Origin of the sequence: Clostridium frigidicarnis (assembly GCF_900111985.1) — a bacterium.
Classification (GTDB): Bacteria; Bacillota; Clostridia; order Clostridiales; family Clostridiaceae; genus Clostridium_Z; species Clostridium_Z frigidicarnis.
Genome location: NZ_FOKI01000001.1, coordinates 105438 through 130023, shown reverse-complemented (window position 1 = coordinate 130023; position 24586 = coordinate 105438). Strand labels below are relative to the sequence as shown.

Here is a 24586-nt window from a genome sequence, read left to right as displayed (position 1 = left end):
TAATTAAGTATGTAGTTATTTAAATAAATTTTCTTTTGGAACGTAAGAAAGTTTTGTGCGACCTAGAGGACTTTGAGTTTGATTAAAAAAGTAGCCTCTATCACTTATAGTTTCAAAACGTTTGCTTTGGTTTTCATCTTCGTTTTCGTTTTCTAATTTTTTTGCATCATACATAATTTTAACCTCCCTATAGGTTTTATTAATATTGTTCCCATAGGAGGGTTAAATTATTACTTTTTATAAATTTTTAAGTCAATGTCCCCATTAATAAATCTATCCATACTAATAAATTTTATATTAGTTTTTAAATGGATTAACTTATTTTTATGAATGAATTTATCACCATCGGCTTAATAATATTAATATTCTACAAATTCTTAATTATTCCTTTTAGTTTTTTATCAAAGGTGTGATTATTATTTTAATATATAATCTTATTTAAAAATACAATATAATTAATAATTAACAATATTTTATAAAAATATATTAACTTCAAAAAAAATTAACATTTTTTAACTTTTTGAAATTGAGCTCGTTTTCATAACATTTTAACAAATTAAGAACCTAAACTTGCATATATAATTCAGTGAATTTTATTGATATTATGTAAATTTTAACTAATTATTCTCATTTTAACCATTTAGGTTTTAAAAATGGTCTATACATTATTAGAATTTAATATATATTTTTTTCATAATTTGAAAGCAAAAATTCATTTATTTTTATAAATATTTTTATAAAAAAACAAATCAATGATGAAATATATATGTAAATTGGTCTATAAAATTCATAATTAAATATACTGAGATTATTTGTATAGTAGCACTTATTTATATATAGTTTTTTCATCAAGAAAATGTATTAGAGTATTATTTTCTTTGATAGTTTTAATAAACATACAAGTATCATAGATAATTATCTTTATGAGTATCTCAAAGAATATATCCAAACTTAAAAATTAGATATGCATTCAATTATCTTATATCTTAAGGTATTTATATAGAACTAACCTTCATTTACATGGGTTTCATTTTACAGTTCGTATGTTAGATAAATTAATCTAGGGAGTATTACCTTTTATTAACCATATTTAAGATAATGGAGGTGTTATATATGGTAGCTATCATATTAATTTTAAAAAACAGTGTATATTTAATGTGAATACGGTAATACTATTATTATATGCACATATTAATTGTACTGTCCTATTAAAGGATATAGGTAGTTTTCTAAGATAAAACTTAGAAACTACCTTTTTAACGTGTAATTGAGTAATTAAATATTTATTGTAAAAAATAACTTTAAATTAAGCCACTCTATAATTAAATAAGCTTGGGAGTTTGCAGGAGTAAATGTTTGAAATAATGATTGAATCAAAGACGGACTCAGGGAGAAATCTCTTAGTCCTTTTTTTCATTTTTGATTTACTATACGTATCAAAAAGCACTATTTTAAATTCAATTCAGACCTAAGTAGTGAAGCTATAACAATACCCTTAGATGAAAGTACGACTTTCAAGACTTTGTAGAATATTAATGGAATAGCAAGTGCTACTTTTTATTTCGTTTAGAAAAACTTAAGTGAAATTAAGGATTTTTAGAATTAAATTTTTTTTAAAGTGTCGAACCTAACACTATGTCGTAGTGTAATATAAAAATAGAGTTTGAAGATATAAACTAAAACTCAATAGTATGTAGATTAAGCCAATTTTAAACCATAATTATAAATTAAAAATTATTTATGTCAGCCTTGCTTAATTAAAGACAGCAAGGCTTTAATTATAAAAACAAGTTTCCTGCAAGTTAACTTTTTCTACTAAAATCAACTAAAAATCCATTTACAAGAAATGGATCAACACATAGAATGTTATTAGAGGTGATAGATATTAAAGCGTTAAATATAGGTAGATGTGTTTTTCAGAAGAGAAAAGAGAAAGGAATAACGCAGAAACAGTTGGCAGATTACATTGGAGTTTCTAAAGCATCTGTTTCAAAATGGGAATCTGGATTAAGTTATCCTGATGTTTTACTTCTTCCTGAGCTTGCAACTTATTTTAATATTTCAGTGGATGAATTATTGGGATATTCTCCACAACTTACAAGGGAAGATATTAAAAAAATTTATAATAAACTTTCACATGAATTTGCTGTAAAGCCATTTGATGAAGTAATGGAACAGTGTAACAAATTAATAAAAAAGTACTATTCCTGTTTTCCTTTTTTGCTTTCTATGATTAAATTATTATTAAACTATTCGACCTTGGTAAAAACTGAGGTAATAAAAAAAGAAATTTTTCAGCAATGTATATTGCTAAGTAAGAGAATAAAAGAGGAATCTGAGAACATTTCTGACATAAAAAATGCGAACACTATGGAAGCATTGGCAGAGATGGCACTTGGAAATAGCGAAGAAGTTATTCGCTTATTGGATAATAAATTAGCCCCATACAGTGGAGATGATGTCATACTGATTAATGCATATAAGATGCAGGGGAAAACTGCTCAAGCAAATGAAGTGAATCAAATACTACTTTACAACAATGTAATAAACACATTAACACTTCTAAACAATTATCTTTCCTTAAATATAATGGATCCAGTTTTGTTTGAAAATATATATTCTCAGGGCATTCAGATTATTGATTCTTTTCAATTGAAAGAGATTTTGACAAATGATGTTTTGGGAATTCATATTGTTGCTGCACAAGGGTATTTGATTCAACAAAAGAAAGAAAAGGCAATAGATGCATTAGAGCAATATGTTAACACTGTTTGCAGTATCCAATTTCCATTGAGTTTTAGGGGAAATGAATATTTTACTAAGGTAGATAAATGGTTTGAGGATAATAATTGTATTGGAACAAACACTCCGATAGATGGGATAACAATAAAGAAAATCTTTGTAAATACAGTTACTGAAAATCCTGCATTTACACCGTTAAGAGAAGATGAACGGTATAATTTGCTTGTTAAAAAATTAAAAAAAGTTAGGTGAAAAAAGTGAATGCAATAAATATAGAAAATATTAAAAAATCCTATGATGGTCAGATTAATGCTTTGAACAATATAAGTCTAAGTATACCGAAAGGTGAGATATTTGGATTTCTTGGCCCTAATGGTTCAGGGAAAACTACTACAGTTAGAATTCTTAATGGAATTCTTTCAGCAACATCAGGACATGCTGAAATTTTAGGGATGCCTGTGGGAAAAAATAATCTTGAGATTCATAGATTATGTGGAGTTATGACTGAAAGCTCCTCCTGTTATGAAAATCTTACTGCCGAACAAAATCTAATATTCTTTGGGAAAATGCATGGAATTGAGGAAAAATTGCTTAATGAACGTACTAATTTTATATTAAAAAAGCTGGAGTTATTAGATATAAAGAATAAAAAGGTGAAATCTTTCAGTACAGGAATGAGAAAAAGAGTTTCCTTGGCTATAGCATTAGTCCACAATCCTCAGATTTTATTCCTTGATGAACCTACTTCTGGTTTAGACCCAGAAAGTGCACTGAATGTTACAAAGCTTATAAAAGAACTTGCAGAGGAAAACGAGGTTACAATCTTTCTTTGTACCCATCAATTAAAATATGCTGAAGATATTTGTACACTATATGGTTTTATAAATAATGGCAATATCCTTGGTTTAGGTACATTTGATGAACTTGCTTCAAGGAAAAATGCAACCCTTCGATTAAAAATTAGAGGGAAAAATATTTCTAAAGAATTTGGATTTATCAATGAAGGTGATGATATATATAGCAAATCTATTTTAGGAGACAAAGAGGTAAATACTCTAATACAAGGAATACTGACAAGTGGTGGGGAAATTTATGAGGCTGCACAGCAGAAATGGTCTTTGGAGCAACTGTACTTTAAATATATAAAAGGTATATCTGATGATATAAAATTATAAGTCTGGAGTGGTGAGAATATGAATAGAAATGAAAAAGCATTGATATATAAGGATATAAATGAAATAACAAGTTCAAAACGGGTTATTATGCCTATGACTATTGTACCGATTATTCTGATTGTAATCATACCCCTAGCAATATTGATAGGTGCAAGCTTTATTGGAAATGATTCAAGTATGTTTACAAAGATGGCTCCTCTTCTAAAAAAATTGCCTTCTGAATATACAACATATACTCCAGCCCAACTTTTAATAAAAGTAACAATAAACTTTATGTTTCCATCATACTTTCTTATAATTCCAATAATGTGTTCGGGAGTTATTGGAGCCAGTAGTTTTGTAGGAGAAAAGGAGCATAAAACTCTGGAGTCTCTGCTTTACACACCAATATCCATGGAACAACTGCTTAGAGCCAAGATTTTAGGCGTCTTTGTGCCGTCTTACATGGTGACTTTAATTTCATTTATAATCTTTGGCATCATATTTAATGTAGGTGGTTTTATATATTTTGGAGGACTTATTTTTCCAGATATAAAATGGCTCATAATCATACTTTGGATTTCACCTGCAATCAATTTATTATCGCTAATATTCACTGTGATGGTATCTGCAAAGTCAGAAACCTTCCAAGAAGCACAGCAAGTAAGTGGCCTTCTTGTCATTCCAGTGATTCTTGTATTAGTGGCTCAAATGACAGGTGTACTTTTGCTCAGTAATCTTGTAATGTTTATAGGAGGTGGTGTTCTCTTGATACTTGATTATATATTGATAAAGAGGATTTCCGCTAAGTTTATTCCTGAGAAACTGCTTTAGATATCTATTATTAACCTTTTAATTTTGTTCCTCACTCAACAAATTTTTTTAAAACGAAAAAGTATCAGTAAATATACTGAAAAAATATCATCTAAAAGAAATAAACTAGGCAGACAAGTATCTTAGATGATGGTATGAATGGTATGTTTAGCATATAAGGGAGACTTGACTGTTCACGAATAGACTTAGTTCGGAGTATTCTTATTTAAAGAAACAACTGAGAAGATGAATAATTTATAAAAACATCGTAAAATTCAGATTTGAATACTATGGTGTTTTTATGTCGTAATTCAAATAAAGTTTAGCAGAATAGATTTAAAGTATGAAGTGAATATTTCCTTAAGCCTCAATAGTATGCAATTTTGAAATATGATATAGTATGTATATATTAGTAAAAATTTTGAGGCAAGGATTATTCTTAAATGATGTAAACAATATAGATTATAGACTGTTTATAGAAAATTATAATTCGGAAAAGAAGTGTTAAAATGTTTTCTTAAGTAGTTATGAAAAAATAACTTAACAGATTAATTAAATAACAAGGGAGATTTTATATGGGGAAATTAGTGAGTTTAAAATTTAAGGTAAAGAAGTCTAAAATTGCTATACTTATGCCGCTTGTGGTCTTTTCTCTTACTAGCTGTGGAAAGGTAGCAACTCAACCACCTGTAAACACGAAGTCTGACACACAATATAATTCTTCATTTTCACAACTTGAAAGTGATTATGGTGTTAAACTTGGTGTATATGCTTTTGATACAGAGACGAATAAAGAAGTCGTATATCGTGCTGATGATAGGTTTGCTTACTGTTCTACATTCAAAGCTTTAGCTGCTGGTGCTGTTTTAAAACAAGCTTCATTAGAGCAGCTTAAACAAGTAGTTAAATATAACAAAGAAGATGTTCTCTCTTATGCTCCAATTACAAAAGATAACGTTGATAAAGGCATGACCATTGAAGAAATTTGCAATGCAGCATTACGTTTTAGTGATAATACAGCTGCAAATCTTTTATTTGATCATGTAGGTGGACCTAATGGTTTTAAATCAGCACTTAATCAATTAGGGGATAACGTTACGCAACCTACACGTATAGAACCAGATCTAAACGAAGCCATACCTGAAGATATTAGGGACACTAGCACACCAAGACAATTGGCAACTGATTTGCAAGCATACACAACTGGAGATATATTAACAGATGATAAGAAAAAAATTCTTATTGATTGGATGACAGGTAATGCAACAGGCAATACACTAATTCGTGCAGGAGCACCAGAGGGCTGGGTAGTTGCTGACAAAAGCGGAACTGGTTCTTACGGAACAAGAAATGATATTGCCATAGTAATGCCCCCAAACAAAAAACCTATAATTATTGCAATATTGTCAACTCACGATACAAAAGAGGCTAAACATGATGACAAACTAATTGCTCAAGCTTCTAAAATTGTATTCGATTCTTTTACCACAACTGAAAATAACAATTAAAGTAAGTTTGTTTATATGATAAATTAGCCTATGGGTATTGCAAATGCATACTATGTACGTATGAATATATGTGAATGATTACAAAAAAGACAATAAGAAAATAATGTTGTATAATCTCCAATAGGGGGGATTTTTTTATGGGTAAAAAGAAGTTAAATATAACATTAGATCCTGAAATCTTAGAAGAATTTTGTAATCATGCATCCAAATATGGTACTTCAATTTCTGGGTGGATAGAAATCAAAATGAAAGAGTTTATTGATGAAGAAAAAGAAGTTGATGAAATTAGAAAAGAAATAAGGGCTAGGAAAGGTACTAATTAGTAAAAATAGGTAGTCTTCTTAATATGACTACCTATTTGTATATAACATACTGTATTATTTAATTATTTCTTGTAATTTAGTTAATACATGAGTTTCGTTTGTATGTATTTCTTTTATTATATCCGACATTTCCTTTAGTAATTGTCTATCCGTTGTTTCAGATAGTCTCCACATCAAATTTCCAACTTTGTCCCATTTGTTGGAAATTGTGATATATTCGATACCTAATTGTTCCATTTCTTCACAACTAACAATTTTACTTGCCTGTATTAAAAAATCTCCATACATCTTTCTGAAAATACCACCACCTGTTCCACCATCAGCATTAATCATGAAATAATTTGTAATTCCTGCTATTTTTAATTTTTCTTCATTAAATTTACTCCACTTTAATATTTCTTTAGAAAATTTATTGATACCATTTAACCCCAACAATTGTGCAGGAGCATTTAACATATTATCACAAGTTTCTTTTATTGCTGAAAATATGATAGATGATGTCACTTGTTTGTAATCATTAAACTTTATATCAAGATATTTATTGTTTGCAGGAAAAGGTCTATGGTTACTACTTCGAGCCATTTCTACTTGTTTATAATCTACCAAATGATAATCTTTGGATATATAACCATTTGGTGTTCTAATGGTATTATCAGAGTTATCTCTATCACTTATATAAAACTTCTCTGTTTCATTATCATATCCAAATATAACTACTGCGTGTCCACCAAAATGTCTATCTTCACCTAAATTTAAATAATCAAGATAAGGCATATCTGCATACACTAAAACTGGTTTATTATCATCTAATAGTTTTAGTGTTTTATCAAACGCAGTTTTATATTTACTACTTGATTTACAATTTATTTCAATATTAAGTCTTTCGCCAAGTTTTTTTTCAAACTCAAAAGGCTTAGTTCTTCCAGATACAATTGGAGATTTATCAAGATTAATATATACAAAAGATAGTCCTGAACCAATTCCAAAAATCATTTCTTCTGTAAGTGGGTATTTGTAATATTCAAATACTTGTTTTAATGCAGTAGTTATACAATGTTTACCACCGCTTGTCTTGAATTCATTAATTACTTTCTTCATTCTTAAATCCTCCTTTTTAACATTATTTTAACACTATAAATATGACAACTGTATGTCATATTTAATGTAACATATTGCTAAGTAAAATTAATAACTCTATTTTTATATTCTTTAATTTTAGTATCAACAAAAGGATTTACACTGTAGATTAGCAATCTAGAGGTACAACAGCTTTTTACCCAACTAAGAGATGCAAGAATGAAAAATATAACACAATTGCAGCAAGAAATTAAAAACATTATAAAATAAGAAAACTTCGTAAAAAAATAAACCTTACTATCAAAGGAGTAAGATTTATTCTATTGGAGTAAATTGAGCTAAATTATATGCAACAGAAAAAAATCAATAATCTACCTTATTGATTAAAACAATTTCTTATAGAAAGTAAGTATATTAATTACTTAATAAGTTATGCCGGAATATTTCTTATAAAACGTCATAAAAATACAAGCATTGTTTTTTGGAAACTAGATAATACAGTATTGAACAAATTATTCTAGATTAATATATTTAATAATTTGGAGAAATGTAATAGTAACATTTTATGTATAGAATTAATATAATGACATCAGTGAATAATTGTTATATTAAGGAAGGTTAACTATGCTATCTAGTATTGAATTTGTACGACAATCTTTAGAGTTACATCTCTTTTTTGCAAGGATTATGAAAGAACATTCATTTTTCCTAGAAATAGGTTTTACAGAAAGGGACTCAGATCTTATATGTAAGGCAGATATGTTTAGAATGGAGTTTGACCAACTTTTAGCAGATGCCATATTCTTTTCTAATGGTGTTGTAAGTAGTAGTATATTACAGTCTGGCGAAATAATAACACCATTTACATTAAAAGCTGAAATGGCTTCATCATACTTTACAGGAGTAGAAATTCAAACTAATTTGACGGAAGCAGAATCAGTATTGTCAGGAGAGAAGTTAATTGAAGCTAACCATACACTTGAAGAAAGAGTGTTTATGCTTAATGAGAGGGCTATGGCTCTGGTTTTAAAGTTAGCAGAGTTTAAGTCTTGGATATTATCAGGGGTTATATCGTGTAAAATATTTACAAACAATTTTCCTTTGCTTATAGACCATATTTTAAGAGAAGCAAAGTTTTATTATCACCTAATTGAAAGACTTCAAAATCATGCAGATATCAACTTGGAGAAAGAGGCTTATGATCAAGAAGTTTTCTGGAACAGAATTATGGCTGAACACTCCAAATTTATCCGTGGGCTTCTTGATCCTACTGAAAACGAGCTTATAGATACAGCAAATAACTTTGGAAACGAGTTTGATAAACTTACTCAAGAGGCAATAAAAGCTATGGATATGACACTACCAATTTCAGAAGTTACAGAGGATAGTCTAAAAGCAACTATAAAAATCAAAGAATTTAAGCAACAAGGTACGCAAGGATTAGTAGATTGTAAGATTAAATCCATAATAATACCATTATTAGGTGATCACACTTTAAGGGAAGCAAATCACTATTTACGATTATTAAAAATATTTAAAACAGGAAAAGTATAATAAAGTATTGTTATTATTATATAGGACGAAGAAATATAAGAATTAAGAAAAAGTATAAGGGAAAGAAAAGACATTAAATGATTAGTGTCTTTTTTAATACAGAAAGTTAGAGCATGTTAGTATTTGTTACCATGTATAAATACTTAATATCAAGGAGTTATACATATTTTTTTACAAAAGATTGTTAAGACGACACAAATTAAAAGTTAAAGATAAATACAATGGGCCGTTACAGAATTATTATATCCAGTTACATCAATAAAAATAAAAGAAAAATCGGGCAGTTTGTTCTATGAATTTAGAACCTCTAACAAGTAAAGTTAAATAATAATTGTTTAACCGATAGTATATTTTAAAATTAAATTGTAAATAATTATAAAAACATTCATATATAACCTCTTAAGAATAAAGGCAGTCTAGGAATATTCCTTAGGCTACCTTATTTTTATGTAAATATATACTTTGAATACTCTTTATTTTAAATTGCTTAATATGTTATAATACAAAGGAAATTTGTTAATAGGCTACAGTAATTAATATAAGAATTATTTCAAAAAAGCCGTAATAGAATCAGGAAATAAGGAGAGGCATAATGGAGAATACAAAAAAATTGAAATATTACATAGAGACTTGGGGCTGTCCGTTTGTATAAACAAGAAGGAATTAACGCTGAAAATCTTTAAGACGCATAAACAAATTTATTAGTTAAGCCATTTTTAAATGTTACACTGGTTATTCTTTTATCTTTCACTATTATATTATCTATAATAGAGTTCATAAAATCTCTTAATATTTCTTTACCTACATTGTTAATCACTTCTTTAAAATCTATCTTCTTAGATTTAAAGACATGGTCTAAAGCTAATATTCCAAAATCCATAAAGAAATCTAAATTCAAGTTTTCTTCTATTTCTGCAGAAGATTTTATTTTATTATTTAATTCTTCCAACTTATCATTTATTTTAGTTTTCTTAATTATATAGTTTTTTTCACTCATTCCAGCATCAGAGAATAAATATAGATCTTCTAATCTTTCTAAAGCACGTTTATATTTTGCTATTTCTTTTTTTATATTCTCCATTTCATAATCTTCAATTTCGGTTTCATTATTCTTTTTATTAAAAACGAGATCCCCTAAACCATTACAAGCATTATATATAATTTCTACATCTTCAATCCCTATTACATTTTTAAGACCTTTTATTAATTCTTTTTCAAAGTCTTCTTTGCTTAATTTCTTAAGCGATTTAGATAATCTTAATATGTTTGACACATAAGTTAATACAAAAGTACCTACAATCTTATCACTAATTGTTTTCTGATTACATCCCAAATTATTATATCTACCACTACATACATATATAGTTGGTCTAAAACCATCTAGGTTAGGTTTATCTTGTTTAGAGTACAAAGTTCCACCACATTCACCGCACTTAATTAGAGAAGCGAAGACATGGACTATACCACTTTTTCTAAAGTTAGCATTGTTATTATGTTGTGAATTTATATTCATTATCTTATTGCATTGTTCCCATAACTCTTTAGATACAATAGGGGAGTGATTATCTTCAACAACTATCCATTCTTTTTCATCTTTTACTTTGCCACGTGAAGATTCTCTATAATTATATCTATAAGTGCCTTTATAAAAAGGATTTCTTATAATATCACTTATAGTTTTGGTAGTCCAACTTCCACCTCTTTTAGTTCTTATATTATTATAATTTAGTAATTCTCTTATTGCTGTAGTAGATTTTTTAGAAAGATATTCACTATATATTAGTTTAATAGTTTTAGCTTCAATTTCATCTATAATAGGAAATTTAGCAACCTTATCCCATTTATAGCCTAAAGGCACAGGAGCACCATTCCATTTACCTTCATTAGCCCTAGAAAGCATAGTGGCTTTAACTCTTTCACCTGTTAATTTACGTTCTAATTCTGCAAACACTAATATTATCTTTAACATAGCTTCGCCCATGGCACTAGATGTATCAAATTGTTCATTCTTGCTTACAAAGCATACATTATATTTTTTAAACTCATTATACATGTCGCAAAAATCTAATAGATTTCTACTAATTCTATCTATCTTCCAAACCAAAACATGGGTAAACTCATTATTTCTAATCCTTTTCATCATGTCTTGGAAAGCTGGTCTATCTGTATTCTTAGCAGATAAACCAGCATCCTCAAATATTTCATAATCCTCAATATTAAGTGCAAACTTAGAATAGTTTATCATGTCTTTACGTTGCAAAGGTAAACTATCCTTATCGATTTGATAATGTGTACTAACTCTTATATATATAGCAGATTTATTTTTCATATTTCCCCCTTCCTTCCTCCATAAACTGCACATATGTGGGCATTCATGATTTAATAACATAGCTGTAAAATCCAATTCACACATATTGAATGTTTTAGCAAACTCTTGAACTTTTTCTAAAGTGACCCTACCGGTATTACCATTTTCTATTTTGCTTATACATTGTTGGGTTACTCCTATTCTAATTCCTAGTTGACCTTGTGTTAATCTCTTTTTTATTCTCATTAATTTTAATTTCATAATAAAAATTATATAAAAAATATGTCGTAATTTCATTGCATAAATATTGCCATTTGTCGGAAATACAACTGCATGTGGTAAAATTTCTGTTAAAATATAGTCAAGGGGGCGAACACAATGTCAAATAAAAGAATAATAAAAAAGAAAATTAAAAAGCTTCAAAATGAGAATAGGAGATTAAGAGAAATATTATTAACTATACAATTATTCATCTAATGCGGCATCAACCATTTTTTCAATCATTTTTTTAGTGGCTGGATCAAGATTATTTATTTTATCAACTCTTTTCCTCCAGTCACTTTCTAATTTATTTATTGGTCTATCATATACGCTTTTGTTAAATTCATCATCAAGTGGGAATGCATCATCAAAAAAGAAATCCTCAACAGCGATTCCCATGGCATAAGCTAATTTACTTAATGTTTCAGATTTTGGGTTTTTCTTTTTACCATTTAATATTTCATATATTGTAGTAACACCCACACTAGACTTCTCCGCCAGATGCTTGACATCAAATCCTTCACTAAGCATAGCATCTTTCAATCTTTCTTTACTAAATTTAAGCAATACATATCACTCCTTATTATTACGCTATAGCATAATAATAATATATATATAATTATTTGATAAGTCAAGGAATTAAGAGATATATTCAGAAAATAGGAGATAATCTTTCTTAATTTTACGCCATGGCGTAATTTAAAGATTGATATGTTTACGCCATGGCGTTATTATATAAACATACCAAGCGAACAAACAAAAAACAAAGCAAACAAACGAGGGGATGATAAATTGAACAATTCAAGTTGATTATAAATAAAAATACATAAAGAAAGGAAGTAGAAATAAGAATGTTACTTAATAGAATTCAACTTAAAAGGAGCGATTGATATGTCAAAGGTGATTAGATTATGAAGAGATGGTTCATATGTCCACAATGTGGGTTCAAAATGTTAATGATTGATGATAGTAAAAAAATAGAGGGAGTATATCTCTTGTGTAAAAAGTGCAAAAATGAAATCGAAATTAAAAACGAGCCAGAGCCAAAGCCAGAGCCGGTCGCCAGTTAGACGATTCAGAGAGCCAGAGCTAGAGCCAGAGCCACCAACTATTAGGTTATAGATTAAATATCTTTTAAAGATATTTAGTTATATATCTAGAAGTTAGGTGGTTTTTTCGTTGTCTTAATGTAGCCGATGCTAGTCACAAGCCTAGATTCAAAATACAGAGTGAGACGTTCTTTGAAAACTAAATAATATTTTACTAAAGAAGGTCAGAGAAGTATCGCATTCAGCGTACCAAGACCAATACCTCAATCTAGCCAGTTGGAAAACTAGACAGTGACAAGCCTGTATCAAAATAGAGAGTCAAGGTAATTTTAATTAAAGAGGTGAAGAAATGACCATAGGTGACAGAATTAAGCAGATAGCAAGCGAAAGAAATTTGACTATATCTTCAATAGCTTTAGGAAGTGAAGTTTCAGTGTCTTATTTGAATGAGATAGTAAACAATGTGAAAAAGAATCCTTCAGTATATATAGTTAAAAATATAGCTGATTACTTACAAATACCAATAGAAAATTTACTGAAGAACTAAAGGAGTAAACATGAAAGTGATAAATCTTAACAAATATAAAGCCAACAAAGAACTAGAGAAAGCTTACAAAAATTTATTAAAAACAAAATTAGGGGGTAAATAATATGTTAAAAGAAATAGTGCGAGCACAAACAGAAGGATTTAATAGGAACCCAGTAACTTTAGATAGTAGAGAGGTCGCTGAAATGTTAGAAAAAGAACATTGGCAAGTATTGAGAGATATTGAAGGTTCAAAAGATGGAAAAAGCCTTGGAATTATCCAAGTTTTATCTGACAACAAACTTGGGGTAAGCGATTATTTTATAGAAGATAGTTACAAAGACACAACTGGTAAAAATAATAAATGTTATCTAGTAACTAAAATGGGTTGTGAAGTGTTAGGGAATAAACAACAGGGCACAAAAGGTATCTTGTTTACCGCTAAATATGTTAAGAAATTCAATCAAATGGAGCAAGGAATCTTAGTTAAACAGCTTACGCCGCTAGAACAATTAAGACTTCAGTATCAAGTTATCGAGGAGCATGAGCAAGATATTAAAGATATTAAGGAAGATATAACTAATATTAAAGTAAATTCTCCTTTATTCAATATTGAATGCGATGAACTACAAAATGCAATAAAGCAAAAAGTAATTAAAATGATGGGTGGCAAACCATCAATAGCTTATGAAGATAGGTCTTTAAGAGGAAGAGTATTTGCAGATATGCAAAAAGAAGTTAAGAGACAGTTTGGGCTTAAGAGTTATAAAGCTATAAAGAGAGGTAATTTAGAAAAAGCTTATCTAATAATAGAAGAATATAAATTGCCTTATATATTAGAAAATGAAATAACTTTACTAAATAATCAAATTGCAATGTGATCTAGGAGGAAATCCCACTATGAACGATATGAAAAAAGCTTGGGAATATCTAAACTCTCATGGTATTTACACTATGGAACAATTTAAAGAAGAATGCAAAAAAGTAAAAATTAATATAGGAGTTTTTGTAACTCCGCTAAGTAATGAAAATCAAAGTTTAAATAAGAAATATTTAGAAAAAATTATATAGTAAAGGAGAATAATGAGTGATGAATGAGGAAATAAAGAAGATGTTAGTTGAAGTTACTAAAAGGTTCTTGAATTGCAGTGATGAAGAAGCAATAGAGCAAACTGATAGATGGTTAAAAATAGTACATGAAATTATGGAGGAAGAATAATGTTAAGGCTATACAGTACTTTAGTGGTATTAACGCTAATAATAATCTGTATGAATAACGTGGAGAAGAAGCCAAGCCAAGAATTAAAATGGGGTGCGGGTATTATCTGCCTAGTTCCTGTATTAATTTTCTTATTAGTAGATATGAGGTGATTTAATGGCTGATAATAAGAAATATTACTACCTTAAGATTAAAGATAATTTCTATGATACTGAGGATATAAAATTATTGCAAAGTATGGAAAATGGCTATATGTATTCTGACATACTAATGAAGTTATATCTTAAGTCTTTAAAAAATAACGGTAAGCTTGTATTTAAGGATCATATTCCTTACAATCCAAAAATGATTGCAACAATAACTGGTCATAATAGCGTAATAGTAGAAAAGGCATTAAGTATATTTAAAGATTTAGGTTTAATAGAAATATTGGATAATGGTGCAATATATATGCTTGATATACAAAACTTTATAGGCAAAAGTAGTTCTGAAGGAGATAGAAAGAGAGAGTATAGGAAGAAAATAGAAGCAGAGAAAAATAATACATTATTAATTGGACAAGTGTCCGGACAAATGTCGGACGAACATCCACCAGAGATAGAGATAGAGATAGAGTTAGAGAAAGAGATAGATATAAAGATAGAGAAAGAAGGTGCTATATCTAAAGATATAGTTAGTAACAACAAGTTGCAACCTATTATTGATAAATGGAACTCTTTAAATCTTAATAAATTAGTATCTATCAATTATGGTACTAATAGATACACCATGCTTAATGCTAGGATAAAAGAATATGGTTTAGAAAATATTTTACTTGCAATAGAAAATGTAAAAACTAGACCATTTTTGAAAGGACAAAATGATCGTGGTTGGGTTATAACGTTTGATTGGTTTGTAAAGCCTAACAATTTTATAAAAGTATTAGAAGGTAACTACAACAATAACAATAAGGAGGTATCTAATGGAAGCACTAGGGAGAATATTAAACAAGGTGAGGGCAAATACACAGGATTTAAAGTGCCAAAACCAAAACTCACAGGAAAATCTGAGTGCGACGACCTTATATAATTGTGAATTGTGCAAAGATACGGGTTATATAATAATCCCTAATGAAAATAGTCAACCAACTTTTAAACAATGCGAGTGTTTGAAAAAAGAAATAGTTAAAAGACAATGGAATAATAGTGGCATAAACATAGAAACAGCAACCCAAACATTTAATACTTTTAAAGCTTGGAATGACAGTAGCAAAGTAGCAAAAGAGACAGCTATAGAATATTTTCAAAACTTTAAGAAGATAAGGAAAAATAAACAAAATAGTATAATGCTATGTGGACAAGTTGGAAGTGGGAAGACCCACCTTAGTATTGCATTAGCAATAAACTTTATGAAAAAAGGATACAAGGTTGTGTACATGCCTTATAGAGATGTAATTACAAAGGTAAAGCAAAATATGACTGATGAAGAATATTATAAGAAAACTATAAGCAAGTACCAAGTAGCTGAAATACTTCTAATAGATGATCTATATAAGGGTAAGATTAATGAATCTGATATAAATATTATGTTTGAAATTATTAATTATAGGTACTTAAATCGTTTACCAATAATAGTTTCGAGTGAATTTGTCATGGAAAGAATGCTAAATTTTGATGAAGGCATAGGAAGTAGAATTTACCAGATGTGCAAAGATTACATTATAGAGATAGAAGGAAAGGAAAATAATTATAGGTTAAAGTAATGGAGGTTTAGAAATGTATACAAGTAAAAATATTGTAGCATACCAAAAGACTTTAGAAATCATAAGAAAAGAAAAATGCTCTCAAGCTATAGCAGCAGAAAAGGCAGGTATAAAGCATAAAGGATTTAATAAATGGTTGTTAAAGACACTAGATAAAAAAGAATACCAGAAACTAAAAAAATCTATAAAGAAAAAACCACCTGAACAGTGTACCAAAGGTAAAGTATATAAGGGTTATAGCACAATAGAAAAAGAATTTAGAGAAAAATTTAAAAATAAAAATAAAGTATATAATGTTGAAATTTTAGATTGGTTAATACAGAACGAGATTGACATTCCAGTTATTAATTTTAAAGCCATAAGCGAGGATATGGGAAAGGAGTTTATACAAATATGATTATGTTACTAGTTTTAAATTTAAGTCTAACGATTTGTGTAGGGGTTATTGTTAGTAGATTAATATATTTGAATATGGAAACAGAAAAAAAGGTTAAGGATCAAATAATTAATGCTAGGAAAGATTTAAATAAACTTGAACAGCATAGCACAGTATATTTAGAAAAAGTAATAAGAGGAGAATTAGAAGTAACCCAAGATAAAGTAGAAGACCTTAGAGAAATAATTACAAAGTCTAATGAGAATTTAGGATATGAAGTGAAAGAAATAAAGGAAATGCTTATGTTAGGGGAAAATATAAAAAAGCTAAGAAAAGAAAGAAATTTAACTCAAAAGCAATTAGCTGAGTTGATTAAAATTTCAACTTCTTATTTACAACAATTGGAACTAGGGCAAAAAGAAAATCCAAGTATAAATGTTTTAGATAAATTGGCAGAAGTTTTAAATGTTCAAGTTGACTATTTATTAGATAGGTTTGAATATAAAGATTTAAAAGTTAGTATGTTAAAAGAATTTTCAAACAAAGAATTAATTAAGGAGTTTAGAAGAAGGGGGAAAACAGTAAGTAAAAAAGAAGCAAGGTAAATTGAATAATAACGTAAATAAGACTATTGAAAGGGTGTTAATTATGAAAAAATTTAAAGTAAAGGTAGTTCAAGAAAAGGAATATGAAATAGAAATTGATGAAAGTATTATCAATGAGGAATTTATAAAAGGTTTCGAAAGATATATGCATAATTTAGATGAATGTTATGATAAATACGCATCTATAGCCTATGATATAGCATGGAATAAAGCTAATGATTCAGATTATGAAGGATATGGATGTCCTTTAATAAAAGGCGAAAGCCTTTTTAGAGATGGTCAAGAACAACAAGGAATTAATTTTACTAAGATAGACGAGGAATATGAAGATATAGAAGTAGAAGAGATTTTTAAAATAAAAGCAAGGGAAACGATAACAGACCAATTTGATAATAAAAGAATTATTTGTAACAAAGAATATGATCTTGTAAGTGAATATGATGATAAATATTCAATAGTTGATGAAACAGGAAAAACAGTGAATTTTAGCAAGAATTATTTTTATACAGTAGAAGAATAGTTATCTAATGTAAATAAGACGTCTTAATTATTTGACTAAAATAACTGAAAAGGTAAAGAGAAATTACTAAATTAGCTTAAAAGGTGAAAGAGGGTGGCGGAATGGAAAGCTATTCTGATTTTAAAAAAGAGATTGGTTTAAAGGGTGTAGAAATTGAAAAATTAACTGGATATACAAAACAAGGTTTACATTATGCATTTAACATGATTGATGAAGGAAAACAACCAGCTAAAAGATTTCTAGTATGCATTAACTGTGTTATAGAGAAAGAATTTGCAAAAGAAATAGAAAGACATGAGAAGAGAATTAGAGAATTGAAAGAGCTTAAGGAAATTTTAAGGAGGGTTAATAATGAGAGAGATTAAATTCAGAGCATGGTGCAAAAAACATAAATATATATATGATGTTTGTAGCCTTAGATTTATAGGTGATAAGGTTAGTGCTAATGATAATTCAAGTTGCATAGGAGAAGAAATTTTAATGCAATATACAGGATTAAAAGACGAAAATGGAAAAGAAATTTATGAAGGAGATATTGTGAAATTTACTGAAAGACATTATGAAAATTGTAACAAAAAAAGGTTAACAAGTGAGGAAACATCAATACAAATTGTTGTGTATGATTATTATTCTTTTGGATTAAGAGGGAGTTTGAAAGATAAAGATTTAAGACCTTTTATATGGGCATTATCTTTTGATTATAAAATTGAAGTCATAGGAAACATTTATGAGGATCAAAAATTATTAGAGTTTTAATATGAATCTATATTTGTAAATATTACGTCATAAATAATTGACTAAAATCAATAATAAATCAAAATGAATTGACGAATAAATCAGAAATAAGGAAGGTAATTGAATGAAAGAACTTTATAAAAAATTCAAAAAACTAACTGGATTTAGTTATCAAGATGTAGCTGATAAGGTAGGTGTAGATAAACAACACATACATGACTCAATGGGAAATTATTCTATGCTGTATAAAACTAGCATGGCAACAGTAATGAATTATTGTATTGATGATAAGATTGATGAACTAGAAAATCACATTAAAAGTCTTAAAGAATTAAAAAAAGAAGTGATGATTCAATCATTAAAATAAATTGAGGGAAATATGGAAGCAAAATTAATAAAAGAAAATACAACACAATTAAAGTGAGGTGTGATAATGAGGGATTGTAAATATTCTTTAGATATTATGAAAGAGGAAATAAAAAGTAAATTTATTTGTTCTGAAATAAAATATGCTTTTCAGACAAGTATAGAAGCATTGGAAAAACAAATTTCTAAAGAAGTAGATACTAATACTGTTAATAAAGGAATTGGAGTTAGTGGAGAATATGATATTGATTTTAATATGTTATGTCCTAACTGCAAACAAGTTGTAGGAGATTATGAAGCTAATGAACTTTATTATGAACATTGCCCTAATTGTGGTCAAAAATTAAAGTATACAACGCCACAAGAATAGTTCGTAATACAAAGACTTTAGGAGGAATTTATATGAATATTGAACAAGCATTAAAAGTGATGTATGAAGGTGGTAGTGTAGAATCTTTGGTATCAAATACAGCATATAATTTAGAAAAATTAGAAGATGGGTTTAGGCTTTGTGCCGAAGGTTTGCAAGTAGATTTAACTTATTTAACTAAAGAAGAAATACAGGGAGAATTTAAAGAAATTTATATATTAGAAACACAAGAACAATTCAATAACCTTAATGATGAAGAAAGAGCCAAGTTAATAGATAAAACATTTGAAGGGGTAAATAATAAAAGAAAATTTGATAAAGAAATTAGAGGAATTAGTTAATATATCATACAAATAGAGTTTTGTAAAAAAGACGAACTTGTAAGCATTATTTACAAGTTGAAAGGAGAATTTATGTACGAATTATTAATGACTATAAATACAGAAATAATTAATAAGTTAGTTGCTTCAGGATTAGTTGAAAAGAAAATGGAAAATGGACTAAGGCTATGTACAGATAAGCCAGAAGAAGCAAAAAAGTTTCTTGAAAATTGTCAGTACAAAGCGACAATTATTGAGTATGGGAACTATTCGGAAATTCCGATTAGTTCAAAATTCTAAGTTTGTAAATAAGGTGACAGAAAGTAGGTGAAGGTTTGAAGGTAGGTTTAATTGATGTTGATGGACATAACTTTCCAAACTTGGCTTTAATGAAAATATCAGCATGGCATAAAAAGCAAGGTGATAATGTTGAAATGTTTTTCCCTATGATGCACTATGACAGAGTTTATATGAGTAAGGTATTTACTTTCACTAAAGACTTTGATACATGTGTCAACGCTGATGAGATAATCAAAGGTGGTACAGGCTATGACTTACAAAATAAATTGCCTATAGAAATAGAACACCAATACCCAGATTACTCTCTTTATAATATAAAAGATACAGCATATGGGTATTTGACAAGAGGGTGCCCGAGAGGATGTGAATTTTGCATAGTAGCAGAAAAGGAAGGACAATGCAGTAAGAAAGTTGCAGATTTGAATCAGTTTTGGAATGGTCAAAAAGAAATAAAACTTTTGGATCCTAATCTAATAGCTTGTGCCCAGTGGAAAGAACTATTACAGCAACTTATAGATAGTAATTCATGGGTAGATTTTACGCAAGGGTTAGATATAAGGCTTATGACAGATGAAAAAGCTAAAATGATAAATAAATTAAAACTAAAAATGTTACATTTCGCATGGGACAATTATGAATTTAAGACTTATGAAAAATTAAAAGAATTTAGACCATTATTAGATTTTAACTTTAGAAAACTTAGAGTGTATGTATTAACTAATTTTAATACCACTATAGAACAGGATTTAGAAAGGATATATAAACTTAAAGAATTAGACTATGATCCATACGTGATGATATATGAAAAATGGAATGCACCAAAAAATATTAAGCAACTTCAAAGATGGGTAAATAGTAAATGGATTTTTAGAAGTTGTGATAAATTTGAGGATTATATAGCTTAATAAATGTCGCAATGCAAATATGTTGTGGAGGAAGTAGGTGAATAAATGACAGAAAACACAATTAAAGATTTAGCGTTTAGCTTATTAGTATTGTTAGCAGTTTTATTTTTTAGAGATATCCCATTAGAATTTCAGGGGATTGCTGGAGCAATATATGGGATGCTAATAGTATTTACTAGGATTAAGAATAAATAAGATATTATTTAGGAAATCATATAAAATAGTTCCAAGTGAGGATATTGTTATAACTCTATATTATCACTTGGGAATCAATTGCAAGGTGATAGTATGAAAACTGATGTTTATTTTAGAGTTATGGATAAAGAAAAAATATGGTTTAGAAAGGTAACTATATCTCATGAGAATGCTATTAATACAGACTTAAGGCGATTGGTAGATTGGGATTTTAGATATAAGGTAGACCAGATCACAAAAGAGGAATATATAAATAGAAGTTTACCAACTGAAAAAATGAAAGATATAAACGGAGAAGAATATTACCAATTTAAACTATGCTAGGAGGAGGTTTTGATTATATGGGTAAAAAGTATATTATTTCTAAGGAAAGACAAGAAGGGATAGAACAAAAATTATATAATTTTTATGATAAGGAAAAAAAGATAAAAAGCTTAAAACACAAAATTGAATATATAAAAAAGCAAATACAACAAATACAAAGCGAAAAAATGGATTACGTTGGGTATAAGAGCCCTTCTTGGGATGAAAAAGTTCAAACCTCTAGTAGTAACACATCTTATGCAGAAACAGAATTGATTAGAATTGAGGAGAGAAAGGAGAAAAGAATAAATACACTTAAAGATCATATTGAGGAAATAGAAGATATTATTTTAAATATAGAAATGGATAATTCCATTTTAGAATACAATATAGTTTATTTAGAAGAAGATATTAAAAAATTGCTTAAAATGTTATACAAGGATAAGAGAACAGAAACTAGTATAGGTAGAGAACTTAATTTGGATCAAAGTGTCATTAATAAAAGAAAATCCAATATTCTAGGAATAATAGCAAACTGGGAAGATTTGGGCGTACGCAAATAATAACTATAGAAGAATAGGGGGATAAAGGTATGTATTCTAATGTAACATGTAAAGATGAAGTTGTTATAAAAATGGTAGGAAGATTAACAATTGAATTTCCTGAGTATAAGGATCAATTGAAAATAAGGGAAATTATTGAGGAAGTCCTATACAAGTATGATATAAATCCACAGGAAACAGGCTTAATAACTAGTGACATTGAAGAAAAATTAAATATATATTTAGCTTCTAAAAAGTTAGATGGACTAAGCGAAAAAACATTAAAAAACTATAGAAATAATTTAACTATATTTGCAAGTTATTTGAGAAAACCAATAGCAACAATACAGAAATATCCATATTGAAATCATTTTTTTCATGGTTAGTTGGTGAAGAATATATACCTAAAAACCCTGCTCTAAAGTTAAAACAAACAAAACAACCTAAGCGACTTAGAAATGCTTTGACAGAAGAAGAATTAGAAATATTTAAAAATGCATGTAAAACTTTAAGAGAAAAAACTATAGTGGAGTTTCTCGTAAGTACTGGATGTAGATTAAGTGAAGTAGTAAATGCCAATATAAAAGATATAAATTGGAGTGAAAAAAGTTTATATGTAATAGGAAAGGGAGACAAGCAACGAAAAGTATATTTTAATACCAGGACGAAATTATTATTGAAGTCATATTTAGAAAGTAGAAATGATAACAACGAAGCTTTGTTTGTAACATCTAAAAAACCTAATAGTAGATTAGGAGCAAGAAGCATTCAAAGAGAACTTAAGAATATATCAAATAGAACTAATTCTGAAAAGTCAATTTTTCCACATTTAATGAGGCATACATTTGCAACTCATAAACTTAACTCAGGTATGTCGTTGTCAGTGCTACAACATATAATGGGGCATGACAATCCAGCAACAACTCAGATTTATGCTTCATTAAATGAAGAAAATATACTCCATGAATATAGAAGGGTATCTTAAAAAGTTGCATAAAAGTTGCATAATAATATCACTTATAAAGATTATAATTAAATTGTACAGTCAGTACAGGGTAGGCTTTAGTAGAACTATTATAAGACCTACCCTTAATTTTTTATAAGGAGGGATTATTATTGAATTTTGTTGAACCTATTCGTGATCCAGATATATTTCATGATATACAAGCTACTTTAAAAAAAGAAAATCCAAGGAACTATGTACTTATAATGACTGGTACTTATGCAGGACTAAGAATTTCAGATGTTTTAAAACTCAAAGTTAAAGATGTAAAAGGCAAGAAGTATATAGACATTAAAGAAAAGAAGACAGGTAAAAGAAACATAATAGAGATTAATCCAGAATTAAAAGAAGCTTATAAAGAGTATTGTAAATATATGAATCAAGAAGATTATTTGTTTAGAAAGAGCGATATCAATAAACCTATTAGTCGAGTAAGGGCATGGAAGATAATGAAAGAAATAGGAGAAAGGTTCAAAGTGCCTAATTTAGGAACTCATACCTTAAGAAAGACATTCGGATATCACTATTACAAAAAGACAGGAGATATAGCAACCCTAATGAACATGTTTAATCATTCTAAAGAATCCATAACATTAAGATATATTGGTAGTACACAAGATACTATGAATAAGGCAAGAAGAGAGTTTAAGATATAAACCTTTTTTATTTAACATGGTAGTTAACACAATGAGGCTATGTTAACCAATTAAAATAAATATGACCTAAAGCAATATTAACACAAGGCTTAAGGGTGATTTGAAAGGGTTAACAAAATATAAAATATGTTAAGTGATAGGAAAAGAAGAAGTAGAATTATGAGTAACATGGTTATTTTCATAAATATGAATTATGTTTAAATATGATGGTATAATACAACTATAATTTAGGAGGTATATTATGGAACTTAAAGAATTATTAAAGATATGTAGTGAAGGGTGTATATATCTTTATAAAGGCAATGAAACTATAATGTTGGTAGCAATGAAAACAGGTGGGTATTGTGTTCTAGTTGGGATAGACGAAGAAGAAATAGGTGCTAATGAAAAGTATGGAGAATGTGAAGTAGAACATATATATGTTAATGAAGACGAGAGCTTAGCAATATGTTTAAAATAATAGGAAGTTAAGTATGAATAATATGGTTAGTTTGAAAACGTGCATAATATTTGCATAATATTTGCATAAAAATTAAGATTAAAAGTAATATAATAGTATTATGGAGTAATGAAGAGAGCAGGAAATATATTTCTGCTCTCTTTTTATTTGGGAGGGAATATATAATGGAAAAAGCATTGTTAATATGTATAAGTGGACATGCAAAAGGTAATACGGCTTATAGAATAGGAATAAAAGAGCTTCAAGTAAAAATGACACCAAAGTATGATGATTCTAATTTATATTTGGGTTCTGATTTAACTGGAAATCTTATATTGAGTAATGAACAATACAATGAGATTAAAGGAAATCCAAGATGTATTTATGGGCAAATTGTCTTTAAAAAAGATAATGAACTTACTTTAATAAATAGGGTTAAGTTTAAAGAGGAAGATATCAAACTATGTGAACTTGGTTACAAAGTTAATTTTACTTACGGTGATTTCAAGTGTATGGAGATAAGATAGGAGAAAATATGAACTTTGAAAAGATGATTGATAAGTACTTAAAAGAATCAGAATCAAAACAAAGATATTTAAATAAAAGAGCCGATAAAAAAGCGGGTAAAAGAAAAATTAAATTAAATAGAGAGAAAAGATAGGAGATGTGTAAAGCA

34 protein-coding genes and 1 pseudogene are annotated in these 24586 nt (G+C 28.3%); 31 read left to right on the top strand and 4 right to left on the bottom strand.

Annotation, left to right across the window (positions count from 1 at the left end; translation table 11 throughout):
- Positions 1–15 precede the first annotated feature (15 nt).
- Positions 16–174, bottom strand: coding sequence for a hypothetical protein (locus tag BM119_RS19710; RefSeq protein ID WP_177199269.1), 159 nt, complete (start codon positions 172–174; stop codon positions 16–18).
- Between the two features lie 1710 nt (positions 175–1884).
- Between BM119_RS19710 and BM119_RS00640 the strand changes: the two are divergent.
- The 5 genes and pseudogenes from BM119_RS00640 (at position 1885) to BM119_RS00620 (ending at position 6540) form a co-directional block, all read left to right on the top strand.
- Positions 1885–3028, top strand: a pseudogene (locus BM119_RS00640) (helix-turn-helix domain-containing protein).
- Positions 3000–3917, top strand: coding sequence for an ABC transporter ATP-binding protein (locus BM119_RS00635; RefSeq protein WP_090037733.1), 918 nt, complete (start codon positions 3000–3002; stop codon positions 3915–3917). Before BM119_RS00640 ends, BM119_RS00635 begins: the two are co-directional and overlap by 29 nt.
- A gap of 18 nt (positions 3918–3935) precedes the next feature.
- The gene (locus BM119_RS00630; RefSeq protein ID WP_090037730.1) at positions 3936–4730 is read left to right on the top strand and encodes an ABC transporter permease subunit; all 795 of its coding nucleotides are present in this window, start codon (positions 3936–3938) and stop codon (positions 4728–4730) included.
- 554 nt (positions 4731–5284) lie between these two features.
- The gene (bla, locus tag BM119_RS00625) at positions 5285–6217 is read left to right on the top strand and encodes a class A beta-lactamase (RefSeq protein WP_090037727.1); all 933 of its coding nucleotides are present in this window, start codon (positions 5285–5287) and stop codon (positions 6215–6217) included.
- Positions 6218–6354: 137 nt separating this feature from the next.
- Positions 6355–6540 (top strand): hypothetical protein, encoded by a 186-nt coding sequence (locus BM119_RS00620; protein WP_090037724.1) that lies wholly within the window; start codon positions 6355–6357, stop codon positions 6538–6540.
- Positions 6541–6594: 54 nt separating this feature from the next.
- Here the strand turns inward: BM119_RS00620 and BM119_RS00615 are convergent, their stop codons facing one another.
- Positions 6595–7638: a BtrH N-terminal domain-containing protein gene (locus tag BM119_RS00615; RefSeq protein WP_090037721.1), complete on the bottom strand. Its 1044-nt coding sequence runs from the start codon at positions 7636–7638 to the stop codon at positions 6595–6597.
- 603 nt (positions 7639–8241) lie between these two features.
- Here BM119_RS00615 and BM119_RS00610 point away from each other — a divergent pair.
- Positions 8242–9171, top strand: coding sequence for a DUF2935 domain-containing protein (locus BM119_RS00610; protein ID WP_090037718.1), 930 nt, complete (start codon positions 8242–8244; stop codon positions 9169–9171).
- A 679-nt stretch (positions 9172–9850) separates the two neighbouring features.
- On the opposite strand, the gene BM119_RS00605 is transcribed toward BM119_RS00610, so the two are convergent.
- Both BM119_RS00605 and BM119_RS00600 read right to left on the bottom strand, forming a co-directional pair.
- Positions 9851–11740, bottom strand: a complete 1890-nt coding sequence (locus BM119_RS00605; RefSeq protein WP_177199268.1) for a recombinase family protein — start codon at positions 11738–11740, stop codon at positions 9851–9853.
- Between the two features lie 204 nt (positions 11741–11944).
- Positions 11945–12307, bottom strand: coding sequence for a helix-turn-helix transcriptional regulator (locus BM119_RS00600; protein ID WP_090037710.1), 363 nt, complete (start codon positions 12305–12307; stop codon positions 11945–11947).
- An 831-nt stretch (positions 12308–13138) separates the two neighbouring features.
- Here BM119_RS00600 and BM119_RS00595 point away from each other — a divergent pair.
- From BM119_RS00595 to BM119_RS20345, 25 genes are all read left to right on the top strand, one after another.
- Entirely contained in the window at positions 13139–13336 is a 198-nt protein-coding gene (locus tag BM119_RS00595) for a helix-turn-helix domain-containing protein (protein ID WP_090037707.1), read from the top strand.
- 104 nt (positions 13337–13440) lie between these two features.
- The gene (locus BM119_RS00590) at positions 13441–14196 is read left to right on the top strand and encodes a Rha family transcriptional regulator (protein WP_090037704.1); all 756 of its coding nucleotides are present in this window, start codon (positions 13441–13443) and stop codon (positions 14194–14196) included.
- A 19-nt stretch (positions 14197–14215) separates the two neighbouring features.
- Positions 14216–14386: a hypothetical protein gene (locus BM119_RS19705; protein WP_177199257.1), complete on the top strand. Its 171-nt coding sequence runs from the start codon at positions 14216–14218 to the stop codon at positions 14384–14386.
- A gap of 19 nt (positions 14387–14405) precedes the next feature.
- Positions 14406–14534: a hypothetical protein gene (locus BM119_RS20350; RefSeq protein ID WP_278336765.1), complete on the top strand. Its 129-nt coding sequence runs from the start codon at positions 14406–14408 to the stop codon at positions 14532–14534.
- 156 nt (positions 14535–14690) lie between these two features.
- Entirely contained in the window at positions 14691–15602 is a 912-nt protein-coding gene (locus BM119_RS00585; protein WP_090037701.1) for a phage replisome organizer N-terminal domain-containing protein, read from the top strand.
- The gene (locus tag BM119_RS00580; protein WP_090037697.1) at positions 15496–16275 is read left to right on the top strand and encodes an ATP-binding protein; all 780 of its coding nucleotides are present in this window, start codon (positions 15496–15498) and stop codon (positions 16273–16275) included. Before BM119_RS00585 ends, BM119_RS00580 begins: the two co-directional genes overlap by 107 nt.
- 13 nt (positions 16276–16288) lie before the next feature.
- On the top strand, positions 16289–16672 hold the full coding sequence (locus tag BM119_RS00575) for a hypothetical protein (protein WP_090037694.1): 384 nt from the start codon (positions 16289–16291) through the stop codon (positions 16670–16672).
- 74 nt (positions 16673–16746) lie between these two features.
- On the top strand, positions 16747–17256 hold the full coding sequence (locus BM119_RS00570) for a helix-turn-helix domain-containing protein (protein WP_177199267.1): 510 nt from the start codon (positions 16747–16749) through the stop codon (positions 17254–17256).
- 43 nt (positions 17257–17299) lie between these two features.
- The gene (locus tag BM119_RS00565) at positions 17300–17776 is read left to right on the top strand and encodes a hypothetical protein (RefSeq protein WP_143087280.1); all 477 of its coding nucleotides are present in this window, start codon (positions 17300–17302) and stop codon (positions 17774–17776) included.
- A gap of 101 nt (positions 17777–17877) precedes the next feature.
- Complete coding sequence (locus BM119_RS00560) at positions 17878–18141, top strand: hypothetical protein (protein ID WP_090037684.1); 264 nt, start codon at positions 17878–17880, stop codon at positions 18139–18141.
- Positions 18128–18532, top strand: a complete 405-nt coding sequence (locus tag BM119_RS00555) for a YopX family protein (RefSeq protein WP_090037681.1) — start codon at positions 18128–18130, stop codon at positions 18530–18532. The genes BM119_RS00560 and BM119_RS00555 overlap by 14 nt, the downstream gene beginning before the upstream one ends.
- A gap of 103 nt (positions 18533–18635) precedes the next feature.
- Positions 18636–18878: a hypothetical protein gene (locus tag BM119_RS00550; RefSeq protein WP_090037679.1), complete on the top strand. Its 243-nt coding sequence runs from the start codon at positions 18636–18638 to the stop codon at positions 18876–18878.
- A gap of 66 nt (positions 18879–18944) precedes the next feature.
- The gene (locus BM119_RS00545) at positions 18945–19247 is read left to right on the top strand and encodes a hypothetical protein (protein WP_090037676.1); all 303 of its coding nucleotides are present in this window, start codon (positions 18945–18947) and stop codon (positions 19245–19247) included.
- Between the two features lie 32 nt (positions 19248–19279).
- Positions 19280–19588 carry a hypothetical protein gene (locus tag BM119_RS00540; protein ID WP_090037673.1) on the top strand — a complete coding sequence of 103 codons (309 nt, stop codon included), beginning with the start codon at positions 19280–19282 and terminating at the stop codon, positions 19586–19588.
- A 72-nt stretch (positions 19589–19660) separates the two neighbouring features.
- Positions 19661–19867: a hypothetical protein gene (locus tag BM119_RS00535; RefSeq protein ID WP_090037670.1), complete on the top strand. Its 207-nt coding sequence runs from the start codon at positions 19661–19663 to the stop codon at positions 19865–19867.
- Between the two features lie 35 nt (positions 19868–19902).
- Entirely contained in the window at positions 19903–20772 is an 870-nt protein-coding gene (locus tag BM119_RS00530; protein WP_090037666.1) for a radical SAM protein, read from the top strand.
- A gap of 45 nt (positions 20773–20817) precedes the next feature.
- Positions 20818–20967 (top strand): hypothetical protein, encoded by a 150-nt coding sequence (locus tag BM119_RS19700; RefSeq protein ID WP_177199266.1) that lies wholly within the window; start codon positions 20818–20820, stop codon positions 20965–20967.
- A gap of 93 nt (positions 20968–21060) precedes the next feature.
- Entirely contained in the window at positions 21061–21291 is a 231-nt protein-coding gene (locus tag BM119_RS00525) for a hypothetical protein (RefSeq protein WP_090037662.1), read from the top strand.
- A 17-nt stretch (positions 21292–21308) separates the two neighbouring features.
- Positions 21309–21833, top strand: a complete 525-nt coding sequence (locus BM119_RS00520; RefSeq protein ID WP_090037659.1) for a hypothetical protein — start codon at positions 21309–21311, stop codon at positions 21831–21833.
- 29 nt (positions 21834–21862) lie between these two features.
- The gene (locus BM119_RS20530; RefSeq protein ID WP_423230987.1) at positions 21863–22177 is read left to right on the top strand and encodes a hypothetical protein; all 315 of its coding nucleotides are present in this window, start codon (positions 21863–21865) and stop codon (positions 22175–22177) included.
- Positions 22174–22797, top strand: coding sequence for a tyrosine-type recombinase/integrase (locus tag BM119_RS00515; RefSeq protein ID WP_423230986.1), 624 nt, complete (start codon positions 22174–22176; stop codon positions 22795–22797). The genes BM119_RS20530 and BM119_RS00515 overlap by 4 nt, the downstream gene beginning before the upstream one ends.
- Before the next feature lie 131 nt (positions 22798–22928).
- Entirely contained in the window at positions 22929–23471 is a 543-nt protein-coding gene (locus BM119_RS00510) for a site-specific integrase (protein WP_090037656.1), read from the top strand.
- 241 nt (positions 23472–23712) lie between these two features.
- Positions 23713–23931 carry a hypothetical protein gene (locus tag BM119_RS00505; RefSeq protein ID WP_090037653.1) on the top strand — a complete coding sequence of 73 codons (219 nt, stop codon included), beginning with the start codon at positions 23713–23715 and terminating at the stop codon, positions 23929–23931.
- A gap of 164 nt (positions 23932–24095) precedes the next feature.
- Positions 24096–24437, top strand: a complete 342-nt coding sequence (locus BM119_RS00500; RefSeq protein ID WP_090037650.1) for a hypothetical protein — start codon at positions 24096–24098, stop codon at positions 24435–24437.
- A gap of 8 nt (positions 24438–24445) precedes the next feature.
- A complete protein-coding gene (locus tag BM119_RS20345) occupies positions 24446–24571 on the top strand; it encodes a hypothetical protein (RefSeq protein WP_278336764.1) in 126 nt (41 codons plus the stop codon).
- Positions 24572–24586 lie beyond the last annotated feature (15 nt).